Source organism: Halomonas garicola (assembly GCF_055382465.1).
The window spans coordinates 1,287,424-1,312,566 of the sequence record NZ_AP043931.1 but is presented as its reverse complement, the minus strand read 5'-3'; the positions used below and the strand labels follow the sequence as shown (position 1 = coordinate 1,312,566).

The 25,143-nt window shown below is 64.5% G+C and carries 29 protein-coding genes and 1 other RNA gene; 6 read left to right on the top strand and 24 right to left on the bottom strand.

The annotated features are described in order from the left end of the window. Positions 1-20: 20 nt before the first annotated feature. The 5 genes from ACZ46Y_RS06475 to rsmI all read right to left on the bottom strand — a co-directional run bounded on the left by ACZ46Y_RS06475 (position 21) and on the right by rsmI (position 4,399). Entirely contained in the window at positions 21-1,733 is a 1,713-nt protein-coding gene (locus ACZ46Y_RS06475; RefSeq protein WP_311953571.1) for a peptidoglycan D,D-transpeptidase FtsI family protein, read from the bottom strand. After that, the gene (ftsL, locus tag ACZ46Y_RS06470) at positions 1,730-2,101 is read right to left on the bottom strand and encodes a cell division protein FtsL (protein ID WP_376717571.1); all 372 of its coding nucleotides are present in this window, start codon (positions 2,099-2,101) and stop codon (positions 1,730-1,732) included. Before ftsL ends, ACZ46Y_RS06475 begins: the two co-directional genes overlap by 4 nt. After that, the gene (gene rsmH, locus ACZ46Y_RS06465; RefSeq protein ID WP_311953565.1) at positions 2,101-3,075 is read right to left on the bottom strand and encodes a 16S rRNA (cytosine(1402)-N(4))-methyltransferase RsmH; all 975 of its coding nucleotides are present in this window, start codon (positions 3,073-3,075) and stop codon (positions 2,101-2,103) included. Before rsmH ends, ftsL begins: the two co-directional genes overlap by 1 nt. A gap of 53 nt (positions 3,076-3,128) precedes the next feature. Beyond that, positions 3,129-3,476: RNase P RNA component class A (rnpB, locus tag ACZ46Y_RS06460), an RNA gene on the bottom strand. A 68-nt stretch (positions 3,477-3,544) separates the two neighbouring features. Continuing rightward, the gene (rsmI, locus tag ACZ46Y_RS06455) at positions 3,545-4,399 is read right to left on the bottom strand and encodes a 16S rRNA (cytidine(1402)-2'-O)-methyltransferase (protein WP_311953560.1); all 855 of its coding nucleotides are present in this window, start codon (positions 4,397-4,399) and stop codon (positions 3,545-3,547) included. Positions 4,400-4,585: 186 nt separating this feature from the next. Here rsmI and ACZ46Y_RS06450 point away from each other — a divergent pair, with 186 nt between their 5' ends. The 4 genes from ACZ46Y_RS06450 to ACZ46Y_RS06435 all read left to right on the top strand — a co-directional run bounded on the left by ACZ46Y_RS06450 (position 4,586) and on the right by ACZ46Y_RS06435 (position 7,823). Continuing rightward, on the top strand, positions 4,586-6,097 hold the full coding sequence (locus ACZ46Y_RS06450) for a penicillin-binding protein activator (protein ID WP_311953556.1): 1,512 nt from the start codon (positions 4,586-4,588) through the stop codon (positions 6,095-6,097). Continuing rightward, a complete protein-coding gene (locus tag ACZ46Y_RS06445; RefSeq protein ID WP_311953552.1) occupies positions 6,090-6,461 on the top strand; it encodes a YraN family protein in 372 nt (123 codons plus the stop codon). The genes ACZ46Y_RS06450 and ACZ46Y_RS06445 overlap by 8 nt, the downstream gene beginning before the upstream one ends. A gap of 46 nt (positions 6,462-6,507) precedes the next feature. Continuing rightward, positions 6,508-7,098, top strand: coding sequence for a phosphoheptose isomerase (locus ACZ46Y_RS06440; protein WP_311953546.1), 591 nt, complete (start codon positions 6,508-6,510; stop codon positions 7,096-7,098). Positions 7,099-7,205: 107 nt separating this feature from the next. Continuing rightward, positions 7,206-7,823, top strand: a complete 618-nt coding sequence (locus ACZ46Y_RS06435) for a BON domain-containing protein (RefSeq protein ID WP_311953541.1) — start codon at positions 7,206-7,208, stop codon at positions 7,821-7,823. 114 nt (positions 7,824-7,937) lie between these two features. Here the strand turns inward: ACZ46Y_RS06435 and ACZ46Y_RS06430 are convergent. From ACZ46Y_RS06430 to zapE, 9 genes are all read right to left on the bottom strand, one after another. Then, positions 7,938-8,689, bottom strand: a protein-coding gene (locus tag ACZ46Y_RS06430; RefSeq protein WP_407650536.1) for an IS5 family transposase whose coding sequence is annotated in 2 segments (ribosomal slippage) — positions 7,938-8,374 and positions 8,374-8,689 — 753 coding nt in all. Because the reading frame shifts where the segments join, the coding sequence is not laid out codon by codon here. A gap of 79 nt (positions 8,690-8,768) precedes the next feature. Next, positions 8,769-9,296, bottom strand: coding sequence for a ClpXP protease specificity-enhancing factor (locus tag ACZ46Y_RS06425; RefSeq protein ID WP_311955132.1), 528 nt, complete (start codon positions 9,294-9,296; stop codon positions 8,769-8,771). A gap of 60 nt (positions 9,297-9,356) precedes the next feature. Next, positions 9,357-9,983 (bottom strand): stringent starvation protein SspA, encoded by a 627-nt coding sequence (gene sspA, locus ACZ46Y_RS06420; protein WP_311955130.1) that lies wholly within the window; start codon positions 9,981-9,983, stop codon positions 9,357-9,359. Positions 9,984-10,122: 139 nt separating this feature from the next. After that, entirely contained in the window at positions 10,123-10,887 is a 765-nt protein-coding gene (locus ACZ46Y_RS06415; RefSeq protein ID WP_311955127.1) for a cytochrome c1, read from the bottom strand. Next, positions 10,887-12,146, bottom strand: a complete 1,260-nt coding sequence (locus ACZ46Y_RS06410) for a cytochrome b (protein WP_311955124.1) — start codon at positions 12,144-12,146, stop codon at positions 10,887-10,889. Before ACZ46Y_RS06410 ends, ACZ46Y_RS06415 begins: the two co-directional genes overlap by 1 nt. Beyond that, a complete protein-coding gene (gene petA / locus ACZ46Y_RS06405; RefSeq protein ID WP_311955121.1) occupies positions 12,146-12,745 on the bottom strand; it encodes a ubiquinol-cytochrome c reductase iron-sulfur subunit in 600 nt (199 codons plus the stop codon). The genes ACZ46Y_RS06410 and petA overlap by 1 nt, the downstream gene beginning before the upstream one ends. 211 nt (positions 12,746-12,956) lie before the next feature. Next, positions 12,957-13,346: a 30S ribosomal protein S9 gene (gene rpsI / locus ACZ46Y_RS06400; RefSeq protein WP_311955117.1), complete on the bottom strand. Its 390-nt coding sequence runs from the start codon at positions 13,344-13,346 to the stop codon at positions 12,957-12,959. Between the two features lie 13 nt (positions 13,347-13,359). After that, on the bottom strand, positions 13,360-13,788 hold the full coding sequence (rplM, locus tag ACZ46Y_RS06395; protein WP_311955113.1) for a 50S ribosomal protein L13: 429 nt from the start codon (positions 13,786-13,788) through the stop codon (positions 13,360-13,362). A gap of 201 nt (positions 13,789-13,989) precedes the next feature. Further along, a complete protein-coding gene (zapE, locus tag ACZ46Y_RS06390; protein WP_311955110.1) occupies positions 13,990-15,171 on the bottom strand; it encodes a cell division protein ZapE in 1,182 nt (393 codons plus the stop codon). A 186-nt stretch (positions 15,172-15,357) separates the two neighbouring features. On the opposite strand from zapE, the gene ACZ46Y_RS06385 reads away from it, so the two are divergent. After that, positions 15,358-15,831, top strand: a complete 474-nt coding sequence (locus ACZ46Y_RS06385) for a ZapG family protein (RefSeq protein WP_311955108.1) — start codon at positions 15,358-15,360, stop codon at positions 15,829-15,831. Positions 15,832-15,851: 20 nt separating this feature from the next. Here the strand turns inward: ACZ46Y_RS06385 and ACZ46Y_RS06380 are convergent, their stop codons facing one another. Beyond that, positions 15,852-16,613, bottom strand: coding sequence for a Nif3-like dinuclear metal center hexameric protein (locus ACZ46Y_RS06380; protein ID WP_311955105.1), 762 nt, complete (start codon positions 16,611-16,613; stop codon positions 15,852-15,854). A 208-nt stretch (positions 16,614-16,821) separates the two neighbouring features. Between ACZ46Y_RS06380 and ACZ46Y_RS06375 the strand changes: the two genes are divergently transcribed. Beyond that, complete coding sequence (locus ACZ46Y_RS06375) at positions 16,822-18,081, top strand: Do family serine endopeptidase (protein WP_311955152.1); 1,260 nt, start codon at positions 16,822-16,824, stop codon at positions 18,079-18,081. Between the two features lie 29 nt (positions 18,082-18,110). Here ACZ46Y_RS06375 and hisD read toward each other — a convergent pair whose 3' ends face one another. The 9 genes from hisD to ACZ46Y_RS06330 form a co-directional block, all read right to left on the bottom strand. Then, positions 18,111-19,430 carry a histidinol dehydrogenase gene (gene hisD, locus ACZ46Y_RS06370; RefSeq protein ID WP_311955102.1) on the bottom strand — a complete coding sequence of 440 codons (1,320 nt, stop codon included), beginning with the start codon at positions 19,428-19,430 and terminating at the stop codon, positions 18,111-18,113. Between the two features lie 49 nt (positions 19,431-19,479). Then, entirely contained in the window at positions 19,480-20,139 is a 660-nt protein-coding gene (gene hisG, locus ACZ46Y_RS06365) for an ATP phosphoribosyltransferase (RefSeq protein WP_311955101.1), read from the bottom strand. A gap of 56 nt (positions 20,140-20,195) precedes the next feature. Then, positions 20,196-21,458 (bottom strand): UDP-N-acetylglucosamine 1-carboxyvinyltransferase, encoded by a 1,263-nt coding sequence (murA, locus tag ACZ46Y_RS06360; protein ID WP_311955100.1) that lies wholly within the window; start codon positions 21,456-21,458, stop codon positions 20,196-20,198. A 10-nt stretch (positions 21,459-21,468) separates the two neighbouring features. Next, positions 21,469-21,720 carry a BolA family protein gene (locus ACZ46Y_RS06355; RefSeq protein WP_311955097.1) on the bottom strand — a complete coding sequence of 84 codons (252 nt, stop codon included), beginning with the start codon at positions 21,718-21,720 and terminating at the stop codon, positions 21,469-21,471. Between the two features lie 93 nt (positions 21,721-21,813). Continuing rightward, the gene (locus tag ACZ46Y_RS06350; protein ID WP_311955095.1) at positions 21,814-22,140 is read right to left on the bottom strand and encodes an STAS domain-containing protein; all 327 of its coding nucleotides are present in this window, start codon (positions 22,138-22,140) and stop codon (positions 21,814-21,816) included. Continuing rightward, a complete protein-coding gene (locus ACZ46Y_RS06345) occupies positions 22,137-22,781 on the bottom strand; it encodes an MlaC/ttg2D family ABC transporter substrate-binding protein (protein ID WP_376717584.1) in 645 nt (214 codons plus the stop codon). Before ACZ46Y_RS06345 ends, ACZ46Y_RS06350 begins: the two co-directional genes overlap by 4 nt. Before the next feature lie 38 nt (positions 22,782-22,819). Next, the gene (mlaD, locus tag ACZ46Y_RS06340; protein WP_311955093.1) at positions 22,820-23,284 is read right to left on the bottom strand and encodes an outer membrane lipid asymmetry maintenance protein MlaD; all 465 of its coding nucleotides are present in this window, start codon (positions 23,282-23,284) and stop codon (positions 22,820-22,822) included. Between the two features lie 17 nt (positions 23,285-23,301). Continuing rightward, positions 23,302-24,114: a lipid asymmetry maintenance ABC transporter permease subunit MlaE gene (gene mlaE, locus ACZ46Y_RS06335; RefSeq protein WP_311955090.1), complete on the bottom strand. Its 813-nt coding sequence runs from the start codon at positions 24,112-24,114 to the stop codon at positions 23,302-23,304. Continuing rightward, the gene (locus ACZ46Y_RS06330) at positions 24,115-24,963 is read right to left on the bottom strand and encodes an ABC transporter ATP-binding protein (protein ID WP_311955083.1); all 849 of its coding nucleotides are present in this window, start codon (positions 24,961-24,963) and stop codon (positions 24,115-24,117) included. Between the last annotated feature and the right edge of the window lie 180 nt (positions 24,964-25,143).

Genomic DNA, 25,143 nt, shown 5'->3' with positions numbered 1-25,143 from the left:
TAATCGGTGGCGGCTCGTCCTCATGACGACGACTCATCGGCATCGGGCGGCACGTCCAGCAGCCGCAGCGCGTTGCCGGCAACGTCGGAAAACACCGGCGCGGCCACGGCGCCGCCGTAAAACTCCCCGGCCTTGGGGTGATCAATCATTATCGCGGTGACGATGCGCGGCTCGGAGGCCGGGGCGATGCCCACAAAGACGCTGCGATAGGCGTCCTCGTCGTAGCCGCTCTGGCCGGTCTTGCGCACGGTGCCGGTCTTGCCCGCCACCCGGTAGCCTTCGACCCGGGCGCGGCGGCCGCCGGTACCCGGCGCGACCACCGCTTCCAGCATCTCCATCAGCTCATCCGCGACCGCCGGTTCGATGACCGGCTCGCCGGGCGGCGCTTCGTCGAGCTTCAGCAGCGACGGCGGCATACGCTGGCCGTGATTGGCAATGGCGGTAAAGGCGCTTGCCAGCTGCACGGCCGAGACCGAAAGCCCGTAGCCGTAGGCCAGCGAAGCGCGCTCGCTGCGCGAGAAGTTCACGGTGTCGGGCAGGTTGCCGCCGGCCTCGCCGGGGAAGCCGGTGCTCGGGCTGTGGGAAAAGCCCAGCTGGTTATAGCGCTCCCAGATGGCTGTGTCGTCAAGCTCAAGCGCCAGGCGCGACATGCCGATGTTCGACGACTTGACCAGCACGTTGGTCAGGCTAAGCTCGCCGTAGTTGCGAAAGTCGCGAATGGTATAGCCGTCGATACGCATCCAGCCGGGCGCGGTATCCATCACCGTGTCGGGGGTGAAGCCCGTCTGCTCGAGCACCGTCGACATCGCCAGCGGCTTGACCACCGAGCCGGGTTCGAAGACGTCCACCAGCGCCTGGTTGCGCAGCCCGCCGGGGTCGAGCCCGGCGCGGTTGTTGGGGTTGTAGGAGGGCAGGTTGACCATGGCCAGCACTTCGCCGGTGCGCGAATCGAGCATCACCAGCGAGCCGCCGGTGGCGTCGTTGTCTTCCACCGCGGCGCGCAGCTCGCGGTAGGCCATGTACTGCAGGCGCTGGTCGATGGCGAGCGTCAGGTCACCGCCGGGCTGGGCTTCGCGCACCACGCCGAGCTCGCGCACCAGGCGCCCGCGACGGTCCTGGATAATACGCCGCTGGCCGGGGCGGCCCGAGAGGTACGGCTGGTAGGCAAGCTCGAGCCCCTCCTGCCCGGCATCGTCCACGTCGGTCACGCCGATCAGCTGGGCGGCGACTTCGCCCGCGGGATAGTAGCGCTTGTATTCCTGCTGGGAATAGACCCCGGCCACGCGCAGGTCGAGGACTTCCTGGGCCGCCCGGGGCGTCATCTGACGGCGCAGGTACATGAATTCGTGCTCGCCGTAGCGGGCAATCCGGGCGTCGAGATCAAACAGGCTCATGCCCAGCGCCTGGGCGAGCATCACCCGCCTGACCGGGTCTTCGGGCAGCTCCTGGGGGTTGGCCCAGAGCGTAACCACCGGCGTCGAGATGGCAAGCGGCTCCCCGTAGCGGTCGGTGACCATGCCCCGGTGGGCCGGAATGGCCTCGTGGCGCAGGGTGCGGGCGTCGCCCTGGCTTTGCAAAAACGGCCGGTCAATCACCTGCAGCAGGGTGATCCGCCCGATCAGCACCGCCGCCACCGCGGCGATCCCCAGCAGGACAAAGCCAAAGCGCCACCGGGCGAGCGGCGGCGCTACCGACGCCGAAGCGGGCCGACCGCGCGAATGCCTGGCGCTCACGGGGCAATGACCTCGACATCGTGGACATCGGGGATGCGCATATCCAGTCGCTCCGTGGCAATTTTTTCGATGCGGGCAGGCGTTGACCAGGCGCCGTCTTCCAGGAGCAGCCGGCCCCATTCGGTATTCAGCTGATTTTTTTCCTGCTCCAGGGTCTGCAGCTTGGCGTACTGGGCGCGGGTCTCATGGGTCATGCCCACAACGGCCAGGCCGCTGAGCAGGCACGCCGCCATTAGCCCGGCCACCAGCAGCGTCCCCGGGCGCAGGCAGGCGCGCAGCGAAAACGGCCGCTCGGCGCGCTTCAGCCACTGGCTCGGCCCTTTCCGGCGCCGGACGTGCGGCGGCCTCGGCGTGACCTGCCTGGCCATCATGCCTCTCGCTTGCGCGCGGCACGCATCACCGCGCTGCGCGCTCGCGGGTTGCCGGCCACTTCGTCGGCACCGGCGCGCTGCGCCTTGCCCAGCGACTCGAGGCGGCGGTTGAGCTGGTCGTCGCGCAGCGGCATGCCCCGGGGCACGTGGGTGTCGCCGCGCACGTGGTGGCGGATGAAGCGTTTGACCCGGCGATCTTCCAGCGAGTGAAAGCTGATCACCACCAGGTGGCCTCCCGGCGCCAGCGCCTCGAGGGCGGCGTCCAGAGCGGCGTCGAGCTGATCGAGCTCGCCGTTGAGGTAAATCCGCAGCCCCTGAAAAGCCTTGGTCGCCGGGTGCCGGCCTTTTTCCCAGGCCGGATGGGCGGTTTTCAGCACCTCGGCCAGGTCCACCGTGCGGGTAAACGGCGCCTCCTTGCGCCGGGTGACGACGGCACGCGCCAGGCGTTTGGCAAAGCGCTCTTCGCCGTAGGCCTTGAAGACGTGGGCAATATCCGCCTCCTTTGCCCGGGCGAGAAACTCGGCCGCGCTTTCGCCCCGGGTGGGATCCATGCGCATGTCCAGCGGGCCGTCGCGCATGAAGCTAAAGCCGCGCTCGGGGTCGTCCAGCTGGGGCGACGAGACGCCGATGTCCAGCAGCACGCCGGAGAGCTTGCCGTCAACGCCCTGCTCCCGGGCAAAATCGCCGAGCTCGGCAAACGCCTGGCGGGTGATGTGAAAGCGCGCGTCGTCGATCTCGCCGGCGGCTTCGATGGCCTGGGGGTCGCGGTCCATGGCCAGCAGGCGCCCGGCCGGGCCGAGGCGCTGAAGAATGGCGCGGGAGTGTCCGCCGCGGCCAAAGGTGCCGTCCAGATACACGCCGTCTGCCTTATGCACCAGAGTCTCCACGGCGCCGTCCAGCAAAACGCTTGCATGGCGAAAAGCCTCGGCTTCCGGGGCCGCATCGGGTAAGGACTTGTGACGCTCGCGCATAGAACTGTCAACCGGGTTAGCGGGCAAGGACGCGCTGGCGCCCTGCGCTTGATGGGGGGAGTCGGCCGATAAGCCGGGTTCTGTCGTGGACAGCCATTCCTCTAGGCGCTGCGTCGCCGCAGCGCTCAAGCAACCTACCCGAACCCAGCGCGGGCCACGCCGTCGGGTTCCTATTTGGTTTTGCTCCGAGTGGGGTTTACCGTGCCACGCGCTGTTACCAGCCGTGCGGTGCGCTCTTACCGCACCCTTTCACCCTTACCGGCCTCGCAAGGCCCGGCGGTCTACTCTCTGTTGCACTTTCCGTCGGCTCGCGCCGCCCAGGCGTTACCTGGCACTCTGCCCTGTGGAGCCCGGACTTTCCTCCCCCGCGCAAGCGCGGCAGCGGCTGCCTGGCCAACTCCGCGGGCAAGCATACCAGCGCGCCCGCCCGGCCTCAATCGCCATCTGGCGTTATCCGCCGCCGGCGCGCTCAGGCCTCCTTGAGCGCCTGCAAGCGCGCATACCAGTCCTTCTTGCGCCCGCCCAGCAGACGCGCCGCCAGCGCCGCACCCTGCTTGACGCCCACGCCTTCCGCCAGAAGCGCCGCCAGCAGCGCCCCGGCCGACACTTCCCGGCACTCGTTATCGGTGGCGGGGGCGGCGCCCTCTACCATGATGACAAACTCGCCCCGGGCCTGGTTGGCGTCGCGTTGCAGCCGCTCGCCAAGCTCCGCCGGCGTGCCGGACAAAAACGTCTCGAACGTCTTGGTCAGCTCCCGGGCCAGCACCGTGCGGCGCTCGGGCATCACCTCTCCCAGGGTGTCGAGGGTGTGCCCGATACGGTGCGGCGACTCGTAGAACACCAGCGTCTCGTCGCGCTCGCGAAGCGCCTCGAGCGCCTGCTTGCGGGCGCCGGGCTTGGCCGGCAAAAAGCCGCCGAAGCGAAAGCGGTCCGTGGGTAGCCCAGCAGCGCTCAGCGCGGTAATCAGCGCCGCCGGGCCGGGTATCGGCACCACCGGATAGTCCAGCGCGCGCAGCTCGCGCACCAGCAAAAAGCCGGGATCGCTGATCAGCGGCGTGCCCGCATCGCTGATCAGGGCAATATCCTCGCCGGCGGCCAGGTACTGCGTCAGCTGTGCCACCCGCGCGGCCTCGTTATGCTCGTGCAGGGACAGCATCGGCACGCTGATGCCCAGATGCCCGAGCAGGCGGCTGCTGTGGCGGGTGTCCTCGGCGGCCACCCGGGCGACCTGGCCAAGCACCTGCGTTGCCCGCGCGCTCAGGTCGTCCAAGTTCCCAATGGGTGTAGCTACCACGTACAATATGCCCGTACGCCTCTGTGTCATCGTGACTCCCGGTTCATTATGGCTGACGTATTAGCTGGTTTACCGGCTCGCTCTGGCGATACGCGGCGCGCCATTGTAGCCTTGGGCCTGATATCTCGGGCATCGCATCACGATGACTCTCCGCCGTATCAGCGAGCCAATGCCGCAAGCGACGCATCCGCGCCAATACCAACGAAGGAAGGATACATGAAACCGATATCTCGTGGCCTGCTGGCCACTGCGCTCACGGCATTGCTGCTGGCAGGCTGCGCCACCCAGCAACCGTCCTCCCCGAGCGTGGTAGACCGCGCCTCCGACCGCGACGTCGGCCAGCTGATGGGCGAGGCCGAAAGCCAGTCCCCGGCAGAGGCTGCCCGCACCCGCCTGGAAGCGGCGCACATCGTGGCGCGCCAGGGCAACCGCCAGCGCGCCTACGAGATTACCGACAATCTCGACGAAAGCGCGCTTGCCGAGGACGACCGCGTGCGCTGGGCGATGCTTCACTCGGAGCTCGGCCGGGCGCTTGAGCAGCCCCGCGCCGTTAGCCGGGCGGCCCGGGTGCTGGACGACGAGCTGGCCATGTCGTCGGATCAGCAAAAGACCCTGATCGAGCGGCGCCGCTGGGCGCGCGAGGCGCTTGACCAGCCGGATCTTGAAAGCCTTGCCATCCCCGGGCTCGCCGGCCGCCGGGTCGAGCGCATCGCCGTCTTCCTCCCGGAATCCGGCCCCCTGAGCAGCGTGGCCGACACCCTGAAAGACGCCATCCAGACCCATCAGGACGTCTCCGGAGACAGCACCAGCCTGCGCTTTTTTGACACCTCAGAGGCGTCTCTAAGCGAGCTTTACGACCGCGCCCAGGCCATGGACGCCCAAATCGTCATCGGCCCTCTGTCCAAGGATCGCGTCACTCGGCTCGAGCAGCGCGGAAGCGTGCCGCTGCCCACGCTTGCCCTCAACTACGGCGAGAGCGAACATAACCAGGCCAAGCAGCTGTTTCAGTACGGCCTCTCTGCCGAAGACGAGGCACGCCAGGTAGCCAAACGCGCAAGCGAAGAGGGCCACCGGCAGATGTCGCTGATGGTGCCGGACAACAGCTGGGGCCAGCGCGTCGGCGAGGCCTTCCTTGACGCCTGGCAGAATGAGGGCGGAAGCGTCGCCAACGCCATTCGCTATAACCCCGAGGGCAACGCCAACAACGCGGTGAAAAAGGCGCTCAGCGTCAGCGGCGAACGCGCGCGCCTGGACAGCATCGACGGGCTTTTCCTGCTCGCGGTGCCCGAATACGCCCGCCAGGTGCCGTCGCTGCTGGACTACTACTACGCCTCCGAGCTGCCGACGTATGCCACCTCGCACCTGCACGAAGGCATTGACCAGCCGCGCCAGGACAAGAACCTCGACGGTATCAACTTCGTCGATATCCCCTGGCAGATTCCCGACGCCGCCGTCGGCGGTGAAGAGGCCCTGCCCTTCTACGACAGCTACCGGGCGCTGAGCGACGACGCCGACGCCTCCATGTTCCGGCTGCTGGCCATGGGCGTGGATGCCTACGAAGCCGGCATCCGGCTGGCCGACATCAATGCCCTGCAGAACTTCCAGGGCGCTACCGGGCAGCTTTACCTGACCGCCGACGGGCGCATTTACCGCAGGCTGCCCTGGGCGCAGTTCAAAAACGGCGTGCCCAGCGCCATTCTGTCGTCCGGCCTGTCGGGCGGTGAATAACCGTCCGCAAACGGCGCGGGCGCGCGGTAGCGCCGTCGAAGGCCTGGCCGCCCGCTGGCTCGAACAGCGGGGGCTTTCGCTTGTGGGGCGCAACCAGCATGCCAAAGGCGGCGAGCTGGATCTGGTCATGCGGGACGGCGACACCCTGGTATTTGTCGAGGTAAAACACCGGGAAACCACGCGTTACGGCCATCCGCTGGAAACCGTTACCGCACAGAAACAGCGCCGCCTGATCAAGGCGGCGCGCACGTATCTGGCCCGGGAGCCGCACCCAGGCCCCTGCCGTTTTGATATTCTTGCCGTCCTCGGGACGCCTCCGGCGCTGACTTTTGAATGGGTTCAGGCCGCCTTTGACGCCTTTTGATCCACACCGTTTTCGGCAAAAACGGTCTTCGCAAACAGGACGCCCAATGGATTTTCAGACCCGCATACTCGATCACTTCAACTCAAGTATCGACACCAAGACCTACTCAAGCGAAGTGCTGCCGCCTTTCATCGAGGTCGCAAGCCAGATGATGGTGCAAAGCCTGGTCAACGAGGGCAAGATCGTTGCCTGCGGCAACGGCGGCAGCGCCGGCGACAGCCAGCACTTTTCCTCGGAGCTTTTGAATCGCTTCGAGCGCGAACGCCCGAGCCTGCCGGCGCTGGCCCTGACCACGGACTCGTCAACGCTTACCTCCATTGCCAACGACTATAGCTACAACGAGGTGTTCTCCAAGCAGATTCGCGCGCTGGGCCAGCCCGGCGACATTCTGCTGGCGATTTCCACCAGCGGCAACTCGGCCAATATCGTCCAGGCCATTCAGGCCGCCCACGACCGGGAGATGACCGTGGTGGCGCTCACCGGCCGCGACGGCGGTGACATGGCGGCGCTGCTGAGCCAGGACGACTGCGAAATCCGCGTGCCGGCCACCTCCACCGCGCGCATCCAGGAAGTCCACCTGCTGGCCATTCACTGCCTTTGCGATCTGATCGATGAACAGCTGTTCGGCGGCGCCTGAGCCGCCTTCGGCCGCGCCCGGCTATCGCTCTGCCGCGCAGCGCGGTATTCTCGCTGGGCGAGCGCTTTTCCCCTTGAAACTCTTCTGACTACCGGGAGCCAACACCCATGTTAAACGCCTTTGCCGCCACGCTGCGCTCATTCGCCACGCCGCGCGCCTGCGCCGCGGCACTGCTCACCGGCGGCCTGCTGCTGCTTGGCGGGTGCGCCACCAGCTCAGCCACCAACCAGTCCCAGTACGGCCAGCGCGCAGGCGACGTCAAGGCCGTGGATGCCACCATCGAAGATCAGGTGGAAAAGTCGCTGGACCAGGCTGACGCCCGGCTCGGCGATGCCCGCATTCGCGCCCACAGCTACAACGGCCGGGTGCTGCTGGTCGGCCAGGTGCCAAGCGAAGAGCTGCAGAAAAAGGCCGCCCAGGTGGCCGAGCAGCTGCGAGGCGTGGAGACCGTGCACAACGAGCTCACCGTCGCCGCCCGCCTGCCCGCCAGCCAGCGGCTTACCGATACCTGGCTGACCACCAACGTGGTGAGCCAGCTTGCCACCAACGATCATATCGACTCGTCAAAGCTCAAGGTCACCACGGAAAACGCCAGCGTCTACCTGATGGGCATCGTCTCGCGCCAGGAAGCCGAGCGCATTGTCGCCGCGGTATCCGGGGTGTCCGGCGTGCAGCGTATCGTGAAGGTCTTTGAGTATCTGGATGGAAGTACCGCAGCCAACTAGGCCGGCCTCACGCCACGCAAAAAAAACGCCTCGGCTGCTGCCGAGGCGTTTTGCGTTTCGCCGGGTCTATTTTCGCCGGACCTGTTTTTCGCTGGACCTAGGGGGCGTTAACAATTAGGCCAGCCATATGGCGGCTGACACGAGGCAGAGGAGTGACTGGTAGTTTCTTGCCAGTCGCTCATAGCGTGTAGATAACCGCCGGAACTTCTTGATTTTCTGAAAGAACCTCTCCACCAGATTGCGATCTTGGTAACAGTGCCAGTCTACTTCAATGCGCGCCAAACGATTCTTTTTCGGAGGAATCACCGGCTCGGCACCTGCGGCCTGAATCATGTCCCGCAGAGCAGTGGAGTCATACCCCTTGTCGCCCAGCACCGCTTGCGGGGAAAAACCTTCCAGTAGAGCGGGAGCAGCACCATACTCCGACGCCTGGCCCGGTGTGAGAACCAATCGTACTGGGTTACCTAACGCATCGACTGCGGCATGAATTTTGGTGCTCAATCCGCCTCGAGATTTGCCCATGGCTTCGACGTCTTGCGTGTTTTTTTTGACGCTCCATGCTGGTGCACCCTGACGATGCTACCGTCGATCATCAGCTGCTCTAGATCGGGATCGTCGGCTACTGTGTCAAAAATACGCTGCCAAACGCCCTTTCGTGACCAACGGTTATACCGCATGTAGACGGTGTGCCAGCGCCCAAAAGATTCGGGAAGATCACGCCACGGGGCGCCGGTCCGAGCGATCCAGAGCACGGCTTCCACGAACAGGCGATTGTCCTTGGCAGTTACCCCACAGTCTGAGGCTTTGCCGGGGAGCAGGTGCTCGATTCGCTCCCACTGATCATCGCGTAACTTCAACCGACTCATGGCCCACCAAAATCTATGAATACTAAATCAGTTTAAACGAAACTAATGATTGTTAACACACCCTAGTGTTTCACCAGCGCTATTTAACCACGCGCAGCGAGGGCCGCTTTTTGGCAGCCTCGCCGCTTTTGCTGCCGTTGCCGGCGCGGTCGGACGACTTGTCTTCGTCCTTTTCGCCTTTCTGCGCGTCGTCGCCGCTATCGGTAACCGACGTCAGCGCCGGCGCCTTGGCGTCGCCCTTGGGGGCGTCCTGGCCCGGCTCGTCGGCGGCCTCTTCGTCCAGCGCCGCGAGGTCAGGCTCATGGCCAAACACCATGCCGGCCGCGTTCTCCCGGGCATACACCGCAATCAGCGCCTCCATGGGGATCATGATCTGCATCGGCTCGCCGGAAAAACGCGCGCTAAAGCCGATGGCCTGATTTTCCATGAAGAAGTCACGCACCGCCGTAGGCGAGGCGTTGAGCACGATCTGGCCGTTTTGCACCAGCTGTTCGGGCACTTCCACACCCGGGCGGGTTGCATCCACCACCAGGTAGGGTGTCAGCTCGTTGTCCAGCAGCCATTCATACAGGGCTCTGGCAAGATAGGGGCGGCTGGAACGCGTCATTGTCGCTCTCCTTTCGCGGCATTAGGGGCACATTGCCGGGTTGACGGGGCCGGTGTGCATTCAGGCACGTATTTCTTTTTCACGCTCGTTGAGCGAGGCCTTGAAGGCATCGCGCTCGAACACGCGCGACATGTAGTCCATCAGCGGCTGTACCTGCTTTTCCGGCAGTTCGATATTAAGCTCGGGCAGGCGCCACAGGATCGGGGCCAGGCAGCAGTCCACCAGGGTGAACTCGTCGCTCATGAAAAACGGCATGTCCTCGAAGATGGGCGATATGCCCACCAGGCTTTCGCGCAGCTCCTTGCGCGCCTTGTCCGCTTCCTTCTTGCTGCCGGTACGAATGCGCTCGACCATCGGGCACCACTCGCGCTCGATGCGGTGCATCCACAGCCGGCTTTGCGCCCGCGCCACCGGGTAAACCGGCAGCAGCGGCGGGTGCGGGAAGCGTTCGTCCAGATACTCCATCATCACCTTGGATTCGTAGAGCACCAGGTCGCGGTCCAGAAGCGTCGGCACGCTGTTATAAGGATTGAGCTCGGCAAGCTCCTCCGGTGCCTGCTCGCCGCTTACGTCGACGATATCCACCGCCACGCCCTTCTCGGCCAGCACGATACGTACCCGATGACTGAAATGGTCATCTGTACCGGAATAAAAAATCATCGACGACCGTTTGGCCACAACACCCATGTAGCAATCCTCGCTTCAAGTCAATAGGTCATACTACCATGCCGCGGCGTCTCTGGGGAAAACGCCCGGCAAGCCGGCTCCTGAGACACAAAGGGCACACGACGGTGTCGTGCGCCCTGGTTCACGGGGCTAGCATGGCTTAGTGAATATCACGCCAGTATTCCCGCTTGAGGAAGTAGCAGATAATCCCCAGGATAAAAATGAACAGCAGCACCTTGGGCGCGAGCGCCTGGGCCTTGAGCTTGGACGGCTCACCCACGTAGGCCAGGAAGTTGGTCAGATCATAGACCGCGTCCTCGAACTCGTCCGGCTCCATCTCGCCCGGCTGAGTCACCCTCAGCACGTCGCACGACTGGTACTTGCCGGTGAGCGGATCCGGCGACTGCCCTTCAACGGGTTCGTCCGTGGCCGCACAAATTCTCTCCTGCACCCCCTGCAAGGGCTCCAGCACGTTGGGCATGGCGACCAGCTCGAACACCGCGTTGTTCACTCCGGTCGACTGGCTATCGTCCCGATAGAAGCTCAGCAGGTAGGAGTAGATCCAGTCGGGACCGCGCAGGCGCGATTCCATGGTCAGATCCGGCGGCGGCGCACCGAACCAGTTTTCCCCGTCATCGGCCTGCATGGCGTTATGCATCTGGTCGTTGAACGCCAGATCCGGCGAGAACACCAGGTTGTCTTCTACCAGAGCCTGAGGGATATCCAGATCTTCCGCCGCACGGGAGAACCGCTGGTGCTCAAGCGAGTGGCAGCCCATGCAGTAGTTGACGTAGAGCTTCATGCCGTTTTGCAGCGACGCCTGGTCGTGCAGGTCCGGCTCCATGGAGTACGGCAGCCCCCCGCCGGCTGCCATGGCCGTTACCGGCAGCAGCGCGAAGAGCAGTGCAAACAGTTGCTTTTTCATTAGCCAGTCACCCTTTCCGGAACGGGTTTAGTCTTCTCCAGCCGGGTATAAAGCGGCATCAGCAGGAAGAAGGCAAAGTAGATGACGGTACAGACCTGCGCGAGAATGGTCCGCCCCGCGCTCACCGGCATCACGCCAAGAACGCCAAGTATGATAAAGCTGATGGCAAACAGCGCCAGCATCACCTTGGAGATCCAGCCCTTGTAGCGGATGGAGAGGACCGGACTGCGGTCAAGCCACGGCAGCACGAACAGTACGGCAATGGCACCGCCCATGAAGATCACGCCCAGGAACTTCGCTTCCAGCCCGAAGATCGAGAAGGTGATCGCGCGCAAAATGGCGTAGAACGGCGTGAAGTACCAGACCGGGGCAATGTGGTCCGGGGTCTGCAGCGGGTTGGCCGGCTCGAAGTTGGGCTTTTCGATGAAGTAGCCGCCGCCTTCGGGGAAGTAAAAGATCACCACGCAGAAGACGAACAGGAAGACCGCCACGCCGACCAGGTCCTTGACCGTGTAGTACGGGTGGAAGGGAATGCCGTCTAGGGGCTTTCCGGTCTCGTCTTTCTTCTTCTTGATATCGACGCCGTCGGGATTATTCGAGCCCACCTCGTGCAGCGCGATAATGTGCAGCACGACCAGCGCCAGGATAACGATGGGCAGCGCCACCACGTGCAGGGCAAAGAAGCGGTTGAGGGTAATACCGGAAATCAGGAAGTCACCGCGCACCCACTGCGCCAGATCCGGCCCGATGGCGGGAATCGCGGAGAACAGCGAGATGATGACCTGGGCGCCCCAGTAGGACATCTGGCCCCAGGGCAGCAGGTAGCCCATGAAGGCCTCCGCCATCAGCGCCAGATAGATGGTCATGCCAAAGATCCACACCAGCTCGCGCGGCGCCCGATAGGAGCCGTACAGCATGCCGCGGAACATGTGCAGATAGACCACCACGAAAAACGCCGAGGCGCCGGTGGTGTGCATGTAGCGGATCAGCCAGCCCCACTCGACGTCGCGCATGATGTACTCGACCGAGGCAAACGCGCCCTCGGCCGTAGGGTTGTAGCTCATGGTCAGCCAGACGCCGGTCAGGATCTGGTTGACCAGCACCAGAAGCGCCAGCGAACCGAAGAAATACCAGAAGTTGAAATTCTTCGGCGCATAGTATTTCGACAGATGTTCTTGCCACATCTGCGTGGCGGGAAAGCGGTCATCGACCCAGCGCATGACGCCGCGATCCGCCTTGGCCTTGTGTGGATTACCCATCAGGCAGTCTCCTTGTCCTCGCCGACAACGATAATGTCGTCGCTATCGAAGCGATACGGCGGCACTTCCAGGTTGGTGGGCGCGGGCACGTTGGAAAAAACGCGGCCGGCCAGATCAAAGCGGGAACCGTGGCAAGGGCAGAAGAAGCCGCCCGGCCAGTTGTCGGTGCCGACATCGTCAGCGTCGGGCTCCGGCTTGAACAGGGGCGAACAGCCCAGGTGGGTACAAATACCGACCAGCACGCCGATTTCGGGCTTGATCGAGCGCAGCGCGCCGTCGATATACTCAGGCTGCTGGGGCACGATCGAGTCCGGGTCGGCCAGGCGGTCAGTGCCCAGCGTTTCCGTGCGCTCGATCATTTCCGACGTCCGGTTGATGATCCATACCGGCTTGCCGCGCCACTCCACCGTCATCCGCTGCCCCTTTTCAAGCTTGGAAATATCCGCTTGAACCGGGGCGCCGGCTGCCCTTGCCTTGGCACTAGGCTGCCAAGAAGCCACAAAGGGGACCGCAACCCCGACAGCGCCCACCGCTCCAACTACGGAGGTGGCGCCGACGAGGAAACGGCGCCGGCCCTTGTTTACGCCGTTATCTGCCATTCCAGGTTTCTCCCTTTTGCTCACCCGTACGCCGCAAACGCGCAATATGACGGCGACGAATATAAAATACGCTCTATAGTAAAAAAACACGGCGCTTTGCACAACAATAACCCCTGCGACCAAGGCCAGGCGACTATTGCTAACTTATTGATATTCTAGCAAAAAAAACGCCCAGGCCAATGACCCGGGCGTTTTGCCGCATGCGTTTGCCTTAACGCTTGGAGAACTGCGGGCTGCGACGCGCCTTGCGCAGACCGATCTTCTTACGCTCGACCGCGCGGGCATCGCGGGTGACGTAGCCGGCATCGCGCAGCGCCGGGCGCAGATCTTCGTTGTAGTCCATCAGCGCACGGGTGATGCCGTGACGAATGGCGCCGGCCTGGGCACTGCCGCCGCCGCCGGCAACGGTGACGTAGACGTCAAACTGCTCCAGCGTCTCGGTGAGCTCCAGCGGCTGGCGCACCACCATCTGGCCGGTAACGCGGCCAAAATACTGGTCCAGCTCGCGCTGGTTGACGGTAATCTTGCCGGTGCCCGGCTTGAGGAAAACGCGGGCGGTAGATGTCTTGCGGCGCCCGGTACCGTAATACTGCTGTGTCATGGCGAGAAATCCCTTAGATATTCAGTTCAAGCGGCTGCTGGGCAGCGTGCGGGTGCTCGGCACCGGCGTAGACCTTGAGCTTGGCATACATGGCGCGGCCCAGGGGGCCCTTGGGCAGCATGCCCTTGACCGCCGACTCGATAACGCGCTCCGGGGCGTGACCGATCATTTGCTCAAAGCTCATGGAGCGCAGACCGCCCGGGTAACCCGTGTGGCGGTAATAGTTCTTGTCGCTTGCCTTGTTGCCGGTCACCCGGACCTTTTCGGCGTTGACGACCACGATGTAATCGCCGGTGTCGACGTGGGGCGTGAACTCGGGCTTGTGCTTGCCGCGCAGGCGGCGAGCAATTTCGGTCGACAGACGACCGAGCGTTTTGTCAGTCGCGTCGACAACGTACCAGTCGCGCTGGACGGACTGCGGCTTGGCACTGAACGTCTTCATGGATGAAATCACCAGGTAAAATGTGTTGGGTGCCGTAATGCGCCAGTGAGGCGCGCACCATCCCTATTTTTTTTGGTTGCCGCGACAAAAGCCTTGGACGACAAATGTCTTGGCAACTTAGGTCGAACGGGGCGGGATTCTAACCCAGGCCGGCGCCAAAGTTAAGCGCTCCGGCAGAATTTTTCTGCGCCCGCCGGCCGCTCAGGGCCGATGGGGAAGCGCCAGATAGTCCCGGGACTGCATTTCCTCGAGCCTTGAGAGCGTGCGCCGGAATTCGAAATTCAGCCGCCCCCCGGTGTAAAGCGACGCCGCCGGCACCTCCGCTGCGATCAGCAGGTTGACGCTGCGATCGTAAAACTCGTCGACCAGATTGATAAAGCGCCGCACTCGGTCATCGTGGCGCGCGCCCATCTGGCGCACGTTGGCCAGCAGCACGGTATGAAAGCGGCGCGATAGCTCAATGTAGTCGTTCTGGCTGCGCGGCCCGTCGCACAGCTCGCTGAACTCAAACCACGCCACGCCATCGCCCAGCTGCCTGGCGGTAAGCGTGCGGCCGTTGATCGAAAGCGCCGCCTGCGCCTCCCCCGCCCCGCCGGCAAGCTCCCGGAACTTTTGCGCGAGCGCCTGCTCCGCTGCGGCGTCCAGCGGGGCGTGGAACACCTCGGCCGGGGTCAGCGTGCGCAGGCGATAGTCGATGCCGCTGTCCAGCTGCATGACGTCGCAATGCTGCTTGAGCAGCGCAATCGCCGGCAGAAACCGCGCCCGCTGAAGTCCTTCCCGGTAAAGATCATCCGGCGCCACATTGGACGTGGCCACCAGCACCACCCCGCGCGCAAACAGCGCCTTGAGCAGGTTGGCAAGCATCATGGCATCGCCGATGTCCTCGACGAAAAACTCATCGAAGCAGATGATCCGCGCCTCGGCGGCGAGATCGGCGGCGATCAGCGACAGCGGATTTCTCTCGCCCTTGTAGCGGCCGAGCTCGGCATGAACGTGCTGCATGAAGCGGTGAAAATGGGTGCGTTTTTTATCGCTGAAGGGCAGCGCGGCAAAAAACGCGTTCATCAGGTAGGTTTTGCCGCGCCCCACGCCGCCCCAGAAATACACGCCGGCAATACGCGGGGCGGCGTCAACCGCCTCGTCCTGCGAGCCCCCAAGGCCCGCCAGGCGGCGCAAAAAGCCGCCCCGTGCCGGCCGCGAAGGCGCCGGCGGATCGGCCAGCAGTTCCTCATAGAGCCGCTGCAGGCGCATAACCGCTGCCTGCTGCGCGGCATCGAACACGATCTCGTCGCTGTCCAGATCCGCCTGGTAGCGCGCAAGCGGCGACAAGGGACTGGCAGGGTCCTGTGGCGTGCCCGCCCGCCGGGGGCTCTGTTGTTCCATGGTTATTCTCCCATATTGCCGGACGGCGGAATTGTACGTCCTTGGCCGCCAGGGCGCATGCCCGGACGTGCCGTTACATTGTCGAATTGACCTGCAAGCCCGGCACGCGCCTATAATAGCCACGGAAAAATATCGCCCGGCCCCGTGCACGGCGGCCAGTGACCCGGGAACCAGGGAGACACCAGAGTGGAAGAATCAGGCCTGCAGTTAACGTTTGCGCTTATCGGCATCTTTATTGGCATCGCGATCGGCGCCCTTGGCTACCGTCTCTTGAGCAAAAGCCAGCGCCAGGTATCGAATATTAAGCTTCGGCTCCTCGAAAGCGAGCGCCAGGTTGCCGAGCTCAAAGCCGATATGAGCCGTCATCTGGTGGATACGCATCGCCAGATATACGACGCCCGCGCCGCGCTTGAACAGCTTGAACAGCGCCTCAAGCAGGAAGCCGGCGCTTGGGCCATTGCCAGCGACGCGCTGACCGGCAATGAAGACAGCTCGCTGAAAACCGCCGCCCAGGAGCCTCTCGCCGACGAAGCCAATGCCTCGGAAGGCCACCCGCCACGGGACTATGCCGATGGCCAGAACGGCACTCTCTCCGAAGACTTCGGCCTCAAGGCGACCGACGACGAAGCGGCCCAGGCGCCCCAGCCGCCGCGCTATTGAGTCGGCGCCGCGCCCTGCCGTCAGGCAGGGTTGTCGATGTCCACAAAGCGATGCGTCACGCCGTACTCTGACGCCAGCCATTCGCCCAGCGCCTGGACGCCGTAGCGTTCGGTGGCGTGATGCCCGGCGGCCAGGTAATGAATCCCCAGCTCCCGGGCCAGGTGCGTGGTGCGTTCGGAAATTTCTCCCGAGACAAACGCCTGGGCGCCGCCTTCGTGCGCCGCAGCGATCATGTCCTGAGCCCCGCCGGTACACCAGGCAATACGCTCGATCTCGCCTACCCCGGGCGCCTTGATCATCATGGGCTCGCGCTCGAGCCTGTCGGCCAGCTGGTCGGCCAGCGCTTCCACGCTCAGCGGCGCGGCGGTTCTGCCCCACCACAAAAGCCCTTCTCCCAGCTCGCCGTCCAGACAGCGCTCGACCTGCCAGCCCATAAGCCGGCCAAGCTCGGCGTTGTTGCCAAGCGTCGCGTGGGCATCCAGCGGCAGATGATAGGCCAGCAGGTTGATGTCGTGACTAAGCAACGTCTTGATCCGCCGCTGCTTCATGCCGGTCAGCGCTACGGGCTCGTTTTTCCAGAAGTAGCCGTGGTGCACCAGCACCAGGTCGGCCTGCCACGCCACCGCCTCATCCAGCAGCGCCTGACAGGCGGTCACGCCGCTCATCACCCGAGCGATGCGCGCGCGCCCTTCTACCTGCAGGCCGTTGACGGTGAAATCCTTGAATCCCTGCGCCCCCAGGCGCTGTTCACACGCCGCTACCAGCGTATCCCGATGAAGCATGCTGCCTCCCTGAAAGTTTGCCGCGACCGTTAAGTCAACGGCGTGAACAATGTTACCATGCGCCAATCATAAAGACGGTTCGCTGCCGGCGTGAAGCCTGGTCCCGGGCAGCGCCCGTTTCCGGCCGTTATCGCCCGCCGCTGACACCCCCTCACGCAAGGGATGCACTCGAGTCAAAGGAACGTCGCCGATGCCAAGGAACGTACTGCTGCAACGCTTCCTGCTACCCTATGTCTGGCCGGTCATCGCCGGCGTGCTGATCGCCGCGGCGCTGCTGCTGGCGTTTCCCGAGCGCCTGCCCAACCCCTTTGCCGACTCTTCGCCGCCGGCGTCCGAGGGCAGCGAGGCCGCGCCTGCCGCCGGTGACTCTGCCCCCGAGCGCACCGCGCCGCAGATTCAGGAAGCCGCGCCGCTCGCCAGGGATCAGGGGCCGGCAAGCTATGCCGATGCCGTTAGCCAGGCCGCACCGGCGGTGGTCAACGTCTACTCGTCGCGTATCGTCGAGCGCGACCAGCACCCGCTGATGTCGGACCCGTTTTTCGAGCAGTTTTTCGATAACGACGACACCACCGGCCAGCAGCGCATGCTGTCGAGCCTGGGCTCGGGGGTGATTGTCAGCCAGGACGGCTACGTGTTGACCAACCACCACGTCATCCAGGGCGCCGACCAGATCCAGGTAGCCCTGCGCGACGGCCGCGAGACCCTGGCCAACGTCATCGGCACCGACCCGGAGAGCGACCTGGCGGTGCTGCGCATTCCGCTGGACAACCTGCCGAGCATCAAGCTCAGCGACTCCGAGGCGGTCACCGTGGGCGACGTGGCGCTGGCCATCGGCAACCCCTTCGGCGTGGGCCAAACGGTGACCATGGGCATCATCAGCGCCACCGGGCGGAGCCACCTGGGCCTCAGCGCCTACGAAGACTTCATCCAGACCGACGCGGCCATCAACCCCGGCAACTCCGGCGGCGCGCTGATCAACCCCGACGGCGCGCTGGTGGGGATCAACACGGCGATATTCTCGCGCTCCGGGGGTTCTCAGGGAATCGGCTTTGCCATTCCGGCCAACCTCGCCCACGGCATCATGGATGAGCTGGTGACCCAGGGGCGGGTGATTCGCGGCTGGCTGGGCATCGAAGCCCAGGCGCTGTCCCGGGAGCTTGCGGCCTCCTTCGGGCTGCGCACGCCCCAGGGCATGATCGTCGCCGGCGTGGTCCAGGACGGCCCCGCCGAGCGCGCCGGGCTGCAGCCCGGCGATGTGCTGCTCGCCCTCGGCGATGAGCCGATACTCGATGCCCGCAGCACCATGAGCGACATCGCCGAGCTTACCCCCGGCGCCGAGCTGTCGCTGACCATCGTGCGCAGCGGCGAGAAGAAAGAGCTGGAGCTGACCGTCGGCGAACGCCCCCTCTCCGCCCGCTCCCTGCCGCCCCAACAGTCGCTGCCGTCGCAGCCCACGGCGCCGCGCTAGGGGGACCGGCTAGGCCAGCCGCGCAGCGCTTATCGCTTCAGGCGGTATTCCGCCGAGCGCGCGTGGGCCGTCAGCGACTCGCCCCGGGCCAGCACCGCGGCAATTTCGCCAAGCGTCGAGGCGCCGTCGGCCGAGCAGTTGATCAGCGACGAGCGTTTCTGGAAGTCGTACACCCCAAGCGGCGAGGAAAACCGCGCGGTGCCCGAGGTGGGCAGCACGTGGTTAGGCCCGGCACAGTAGTCACCCAGGGCCTCGGCGGTGTAGCGCCCCATGAAAATCGCCCCGGCGTGACGCACCTCGGGCAGCCAGCGTTCGGGATCGGCCACGGAGAGCTCCAGATGCTCGGGGGCAATGCGGTTGATCAGCGCAACCGCTTCCGCTTCGCTTGCGCAGTGGATCAGCGCGCCGCGGTTGCCAAGCGAGGTGCGCACGATGTCTTCCCGATCGAGGGTCGGCAGCAGCCGCTCGATAGATGCGGCCACGGCGTCGAGTTGGGCCTTGTCCCAGCTGACCATGATGGCCTGGGCGTCCTCGTCGTGTTCGGCCTGGGAGAACAGGTCCATGGCCAGCCAGTCGGGATCGGTGCCGCCGTCGGCGACGATCAAGATTTCCGAGGGCCCGGCGATCATGTCGATCCCCACTTGGCCGAACACCGCGCGCTTGGCCGTGGCCACGTAGATGTTGCCCGGCCCGACGATTTTATCCACCCGGGGCACGGTGTCGGTGCCGTAGGCCAGCGCCGCCACCGCCTGGGCCCCGCCGATGGTGAACACATAGTCCACCCCGGCCAGGTACGCCGCCGCCAGCACCAGCTCGTTGAGCACGCCGTCGGGGGTGGGCACCACCATGACGATTTCCCTGACCCCGGCGACGTGGGCCGGAATCGCGTTCATCAACACCGACGACGGATACGCCGCCTTGCCGCCGGGTACGTAAATCCCCGCCCGGTCCAGCGGCATCACCTGCTGTCCAAGCACCGTGCCGTCGGCCTCGTTGTACTGCCAGGACTCGGGTTTTTGGTGCTGGTGATAGCGGCGGACGCGCTCGGCGGCGGCGGACAGCGCCTCGCGCTGCTCATCCGGCAGGCCGTAGAACGCCTGCTCAAGACGCGCGGGCGCAAGCGTCAGCTCCTGCATGGTGGTAACCGACAGCCGGTCAAAGCGGTTGGTGGCTTCGATGACCGCGGCATCGCCCCGGGTTTTGACCGCCTCCAGAATCTCGTTGACCCGGGCCTGCACCGCCTGATCCGAGACGCCGTCCCAGTCCAGCAGCGCGTCTAGCCGCCGGTCAAAATCGGCCTCTCCGGTAGCAAGCCGGGTAACTTCCGCTGCGCCAGCCGTCGCGTTCATAGCTAACCTCGTGTCTTGGTGTCGTCGTGCAAAGGCGGTGAAGCGGCGTCTAGGCGCTGGCCTCGTCGGCCGGCCGGCGGCTGTCGACGGCGGCTTCCAGACGTTCGATGAGCGGCTTGATGCGGGCGTGCTTCATGGTCATCGAAGCCTTGTTCACCACCAGCCGGGTGCTGATGTGGTCAATCAGCTCCCGGGGCTCCATACCGTTGGCGCGCATGGTATTGCCGGTATCCACGATATCGACGATCTCATCGGCCAGGTTCATGATCGGCGCCAGCTCCATGGCGCCGTAAAGCTTGATCACCTCGGCCTGAATGCCCTGCCTGGCGTAATAGCGCCGGGCGACGTTGACAAACTTGGTGGCCACCCGCCGCCGCGCCCGGCCGGGGCACTCTCCCCGAGTACCGGCGGTCATCAGCTTGCAGCGGGCAATATTGAGGTCAAGGGGCTCGTAAAGGCTGTCGGTGCCGTGCTCGAGCAGCACGTCCTTGCCGGCAATGCCCATGTCGGCCGCGCCCAGCTGCACATAGGTGGGCACGTCGGTGGCGCGGATCACGATCAGCTTGACGTGCTCCAGGTTGGTGTCGAACAGCAGCTTGCGGCTCTTGTCGAGCGCCTCGGCCGGGGTGATGCCCGCATCGGCCAGCAGCGGCAGGGTTTCATCCAGTATGCGCCCCTTGGAAAGCGCCAAAATCAGTTGCTTGCTCATGGTTGTCGCCAGTCGTTATCGCATGGTTGTCGCGCAGGCAGCGCCTGCACGACGGCTCAGCCCGGCACGCGGCGGATACGCGCCCCCAGCTGCTGGAGTTTTTCCTCGATGCACTCGTAGCCGCGGTCGATATGGTAGATGCGATCCACCTGAGACTCGCCGTCAGCCATCATCGCGGCAATCACCAGCGACGCCGAGGCGCGCAGATCGGTCGCCATGACCGGCGCCCCGGAGAGCGTCTCGACGCCGGTAATCAGCGCCGTATTGCCCTCGAGGGCAATGTCCGCGCCCATGCGGTTGAGCTCCTGGACGTGCATGAAGCGGTTTTCGAAGATGGTTTCGACCACCCGTGAACTGCCCTCGGCCACCGCGTTCATGGCCACGAACTGGGCCTGCATATCGGTGGGAAACGCCGGATACGGCGCGGTACGGATATTGACCGCCCGGGGGCGTTTGCCGTGCATGTCGAGGCTGATCCAGTCGTCGCCGCAGGCAATCTCGGCACCTGCCTCCTCGAGCTTGGCAAGCACCGCTTCAAGAATATCCGCCCGGGTGCGGGTTACTTTCACCCGCCCGCCGGTCATGGCGGCGGCGACCAGGAAGGTGCCGGTTTCGATGCGGTCGGGCATGACGTCGTGCTCGCAGCCGTGCAGCCGCTCAACGCCCTCGATAGTAATGGTGTCGGTGCCGTGGCCGCGAATGTTGGCGCCCATTTTGATCAGGCACTCGGCCAGATCAATGATTTCCGGCTCCCGGGCGGCGTTTTCCAGCACCGTGGTGCCTTCGGCCAGGGTCGCCGCCATCAGCAGGTTTTCGGTGCCGGTGACGGTCACGGTATCGAAGAAGATCGTCGCCCCGCGCAGCCTTCCGTCGACCCGAGCGCGGATATAGCCGCCCTCGACGCGGATCTCCGCCCCCATGGCTTCAAGGCCCTGGATGTGAAGGTCCACCGGACGCGAGCCGATGGCGCAGCCGCCGGGAAGCGACACGTCGGCATGGCCGAAGTGGGCTAAAAGCGGCCCCAGCACCAGAATCGAGGCGCGCATTTTCTTCACCAGCTCGTAGGGCGCGTGGCAGTCGGTGACCTGGGAGCCGTCCAGCTGGATGCTGAGCTTTTCGCCCATCACCGGCTCGACCCCCATGCGTCCGAGAAGCTCAAGCGTGGTGGTGATGTCCTGCAGGTGCGGCAGGTTGCCGATAACCACCGGGCCGTCGGCCAGAAGGCTTGAGCACAGAATGGGCAGCGCGGCGTTTTTCGCCCCGCTGGCCCAGACTTCGCCGTCAACCGAGCCGTTGCCGGTAATGATTAACTTGTCCATGCGCCCGGCGTTATCCCACGTTTTCCGGCGCGCTTTCCCACTGCGCCGGCGTGTAGGTCTTGATGCTGATGGCGTGCAGCGCGCCCGAGGCAATCTGATCGCTCAGGGCACCGTACACCAGCTGCTGGCGCTTGACCGGCGAGAGCCCCTCGAACGCCTCGCCCACGGCGATGACCTGGAAATCGCAGCCCTCGCCTTGTACATGAAACGTGCAGTCGTCCAGATGCGACTCGAGCAGCGTTTTTACCTCAGTGGGTTGCATGGACAGAAACTCCTAACCGTCGGAAAAAGAAACGTAGCGGCCATGATAAAGAAAAGCCGGCGCTTTGGCGATCGGCCTGCCGGACCCGTCGAGCTACGCCGCCGGGGGGTCAAACAGGGCGTCAAGCTCCGCCAGGCTGGTCAGCCGGCGCAGCGGCGCGGAAAGCCGAACCTCGTTGACGACGATGCCGCGACGCCGGCAGATCCGCAGCCACTGCAAGAGCACGCTGATGGCCGCGCTGCTGGCGCGCTCGACCCCGCTGAAGTCAAGCGTCAGCGAGGCTGCCTCACCGCGCTCGAACCACTGCTCGCCGGCCTCGGCAAGGGCAGCCGCGACGCTCGTTCCCAGGTCGCCGCTGACCTCAAGCCCGGCATCACCGCTTTCGAGCACCACGCCGCGGTGGGAAAACAGCGTCGTCAAGCGTCGCCCCCCTCTTCCAGCTCGTCAACGCCAACGCCCGGCGACCAGTCGCGAATGACCGCGTCGTAGTCGCGGTTGTGATCGCGCATGGCCTGGTCGAACTGGTTGCGAAACGTAAGCCCCAGATTGATGCCGTTGACGATGACGTTAACCACTCGCCATTCGCCGTCGTTGAGGCGCAGGCTGTAGTTGACCGGGTAGACGTCACCGTTATTGGCGACGATTTCCATTTCCACGCTGGCCTGGTCGTCGTAGCGCTGGGGGCGCTGCTCGTCCACCACGCGCAGCGCGTCGTAATCGAAGGTGACAAGCCCTTTGGTGTAGGTGTCGATCAGCGTCTGGCGGAACACCTCGGCAAAGCGGCGGCGCTGCTCGGGCGATGCGTTGCGGAAATAGCTGCCCATCACGCTGGCGCCGATATAGCGGAAGTCGGCTACCTCGTCGAGGCTTTCGTCGACCAGCTCCTTGAGCTCGTCGATATTGTTGGCGTAGTAGTCTTCCCGGGAATCCAGGTCCGCCATGAAGCCGGTGATGTTGTCCCGGATCAGCGCCTCGGGCGTTTGTTCCTGGGCGTATAGCGGCGCGCCAAGCGCCAGGGAGGCAGCCAGCATGCCGCCGCTCAGCCAGTATTTCAGTTTCATGACGCTTCCTCGCTCTATTCGGTTGTCAGTGATTGCGCTCAGTCCTTGACCATACTCGACACAAACTGCTGTATCAGCTCTTCGAGCACCAGCGCGGACTGGGTGTCGCGAATGGTATCGCCGTCCTCAAGCGTCTCCGGGTCACCGCCCACGCTAAGCCCCACGTACTGCTCGCCGAGCAGGCCTGCAGTGAGGATGGCGGCGGTGGTATCCCGGGAAAGCTGCCCTTCCAGATCGCTTTTCAGGCGCATGGTGACCCGGGCGTCAAACCATTCGGTATCCAGGTCGATGGACTCCACCCGGCCCACGGTGACCCCGGCCATGGTGACACGAGCGCGCGGCTTGAGGCTGCCGATATCGGAAAAGTTGGCGTCCACCTGAAACGTTTCCGACGGCGCGGCAAGCGTCAGACCGCTGACGCGGAGGCCAAGAAAGACCATGCCCAGAATGCCGGCAAGAATGAAAAGGCCCACGCCGAACTCTACGGTTTTACTGCGTTGCATGCATCTGCTCCCGCGTTTTAAAGGCCGCCGAACATGACGGCGGTCAGCACAAAATCCAGCCCCAGGACCGCAAGCGAGGAATACACTACGGTGCGCGTGGTCGCCCGGGAAATCCCTTCGGAGGTAGGAATCAAATCATAGCCCTGAAAGACCGCAATCCAGGTGACGACGAGCGCGAAGACCAGGCTTTTGATCATGCCGTTACCCACGTCGGCGAAAAACGCCACGCTTGACTGCATGTTGCCCCAGAAAGCGCCCTCGGAAACCCCGAGCCACTGCACGCCCACCAGGTAGCCGCCCCAGACGCCCACCACGCTAAAGCCGACGGTCAACAGCGGCAGCGACACAAAGCCCGCCCACAGGCGCGGCGCCACCACCCGACGCAGCGGGTCCACGCCGATCATCTCCATGCTGGTCAGCTGCTCGGTGGCCTTCATCAGGCCGATTTCGGCGGTCAGCGCCGACCCCGCGCGCCCGGCAAACAGCAGCGCAGCGACCACCGGTGCCAGCTCGCGCAGAAGCGAAAGCGACACCATCTGCCCAAGCGCCTGCTCGGCACCGAAGTCGATCAGAATCGTATAGCCCTGAAGCGCCAGCACCATGCCGATAAAAAGCCCCGACACCAGCACAATGGCAAGCGACATGACGCCGACAAAGTGCATCTGCACAAGCCACAGGCGAAGCCCCTCACCCGAGGGTACGCCGGCGACCGAGCGGGCGACGAAAATACTCGCCCGTCCCAGTGCCTCAACGACGCCGAAGGCCCCGCGCCCCAGGCCGGCCACCCGCCCTGCCAGCCGCGAAAACGACCGTCGAATCCCTCCTGCCATCTAGTTTGCTCCCGGGGTGGCGTCCACCTCTGCCTCTTCGGCTGCTGAGTCAGCGCCGAGAATATCGCGATAGAACGGCGGCGCCGGATAGTGAAACGGCACCGGGCCGTCGGGCTCGCCGTGCATGAACTGGCTGACCCGGGCATCGTTGTGGGTATCAAGGCTTGCCGGCGTGCCGTGGGCGACGATACCGCCGTCGGCGATCAGATAAAGGTAGTCGGCAATGCTGATAGTTTCCTTGATGTCGTGGGACACCACCACGGAGGTCAGCGAAAGCGCCTCGCCCAGCCGCTTGATCAGCTGCACCAGCACGCCCATGGCGATGGGGTCCTGGCCCACGAACGGCTCGTCGTAGAGCACCAGCTCGGGGTCCAGCGCCACCGCCCGGGCCAGCGCCACGCGCCTGGCCATGCCGCCGGAAAGCTCGGCCGGGGTCAGCTCGCGGGCGCCGCGCAGCCCCACCGCCTGGAGCTTGAGCAGCACGATATCGCGGACCATGGCGTCGGGCAGGTCGGTGTGGATGCGCAGCGGGAACGCCACGTTCTCAAACACGTCCAGGTCAGAAAACAGCGCGCCGCTCTGAAACAGCATGCCCATACGCCGGCGCAGGGCAAACAGCGCCTTGCGCGACAGTCGGTGCACGTCCTGCCCGTCGATCAGCACGCGGCCCTTGTCCGGCGTCAGCTGGCCGCCGATGAGCTTGAGCAGCGTGGTTTTTCCCGACCCGCTCGGCCCCATGATGCCCGTCATCTTGCCCCGAGGAATGGACAGGTTGACGCCGCGGAAGATAGGGCGTCCTCCGCGGGAAAAATGCAGGTCTTCCACTTCTATAAAGGCCGAATCCGTCATGGCACTCTCGTCTGCTGGACAAATCATCGTCTGATGGACAAACCGCCTGACTCAGGTTATCGAACAGCGTACTTTAACGCCATAGCCCGACAGAATCCATTCGCCGGCGAATAAAATAAAACCCTCGGCAGGCCTGCACGCAATGGTACGATACCCGCACCCGTCGATTAGAGACACATA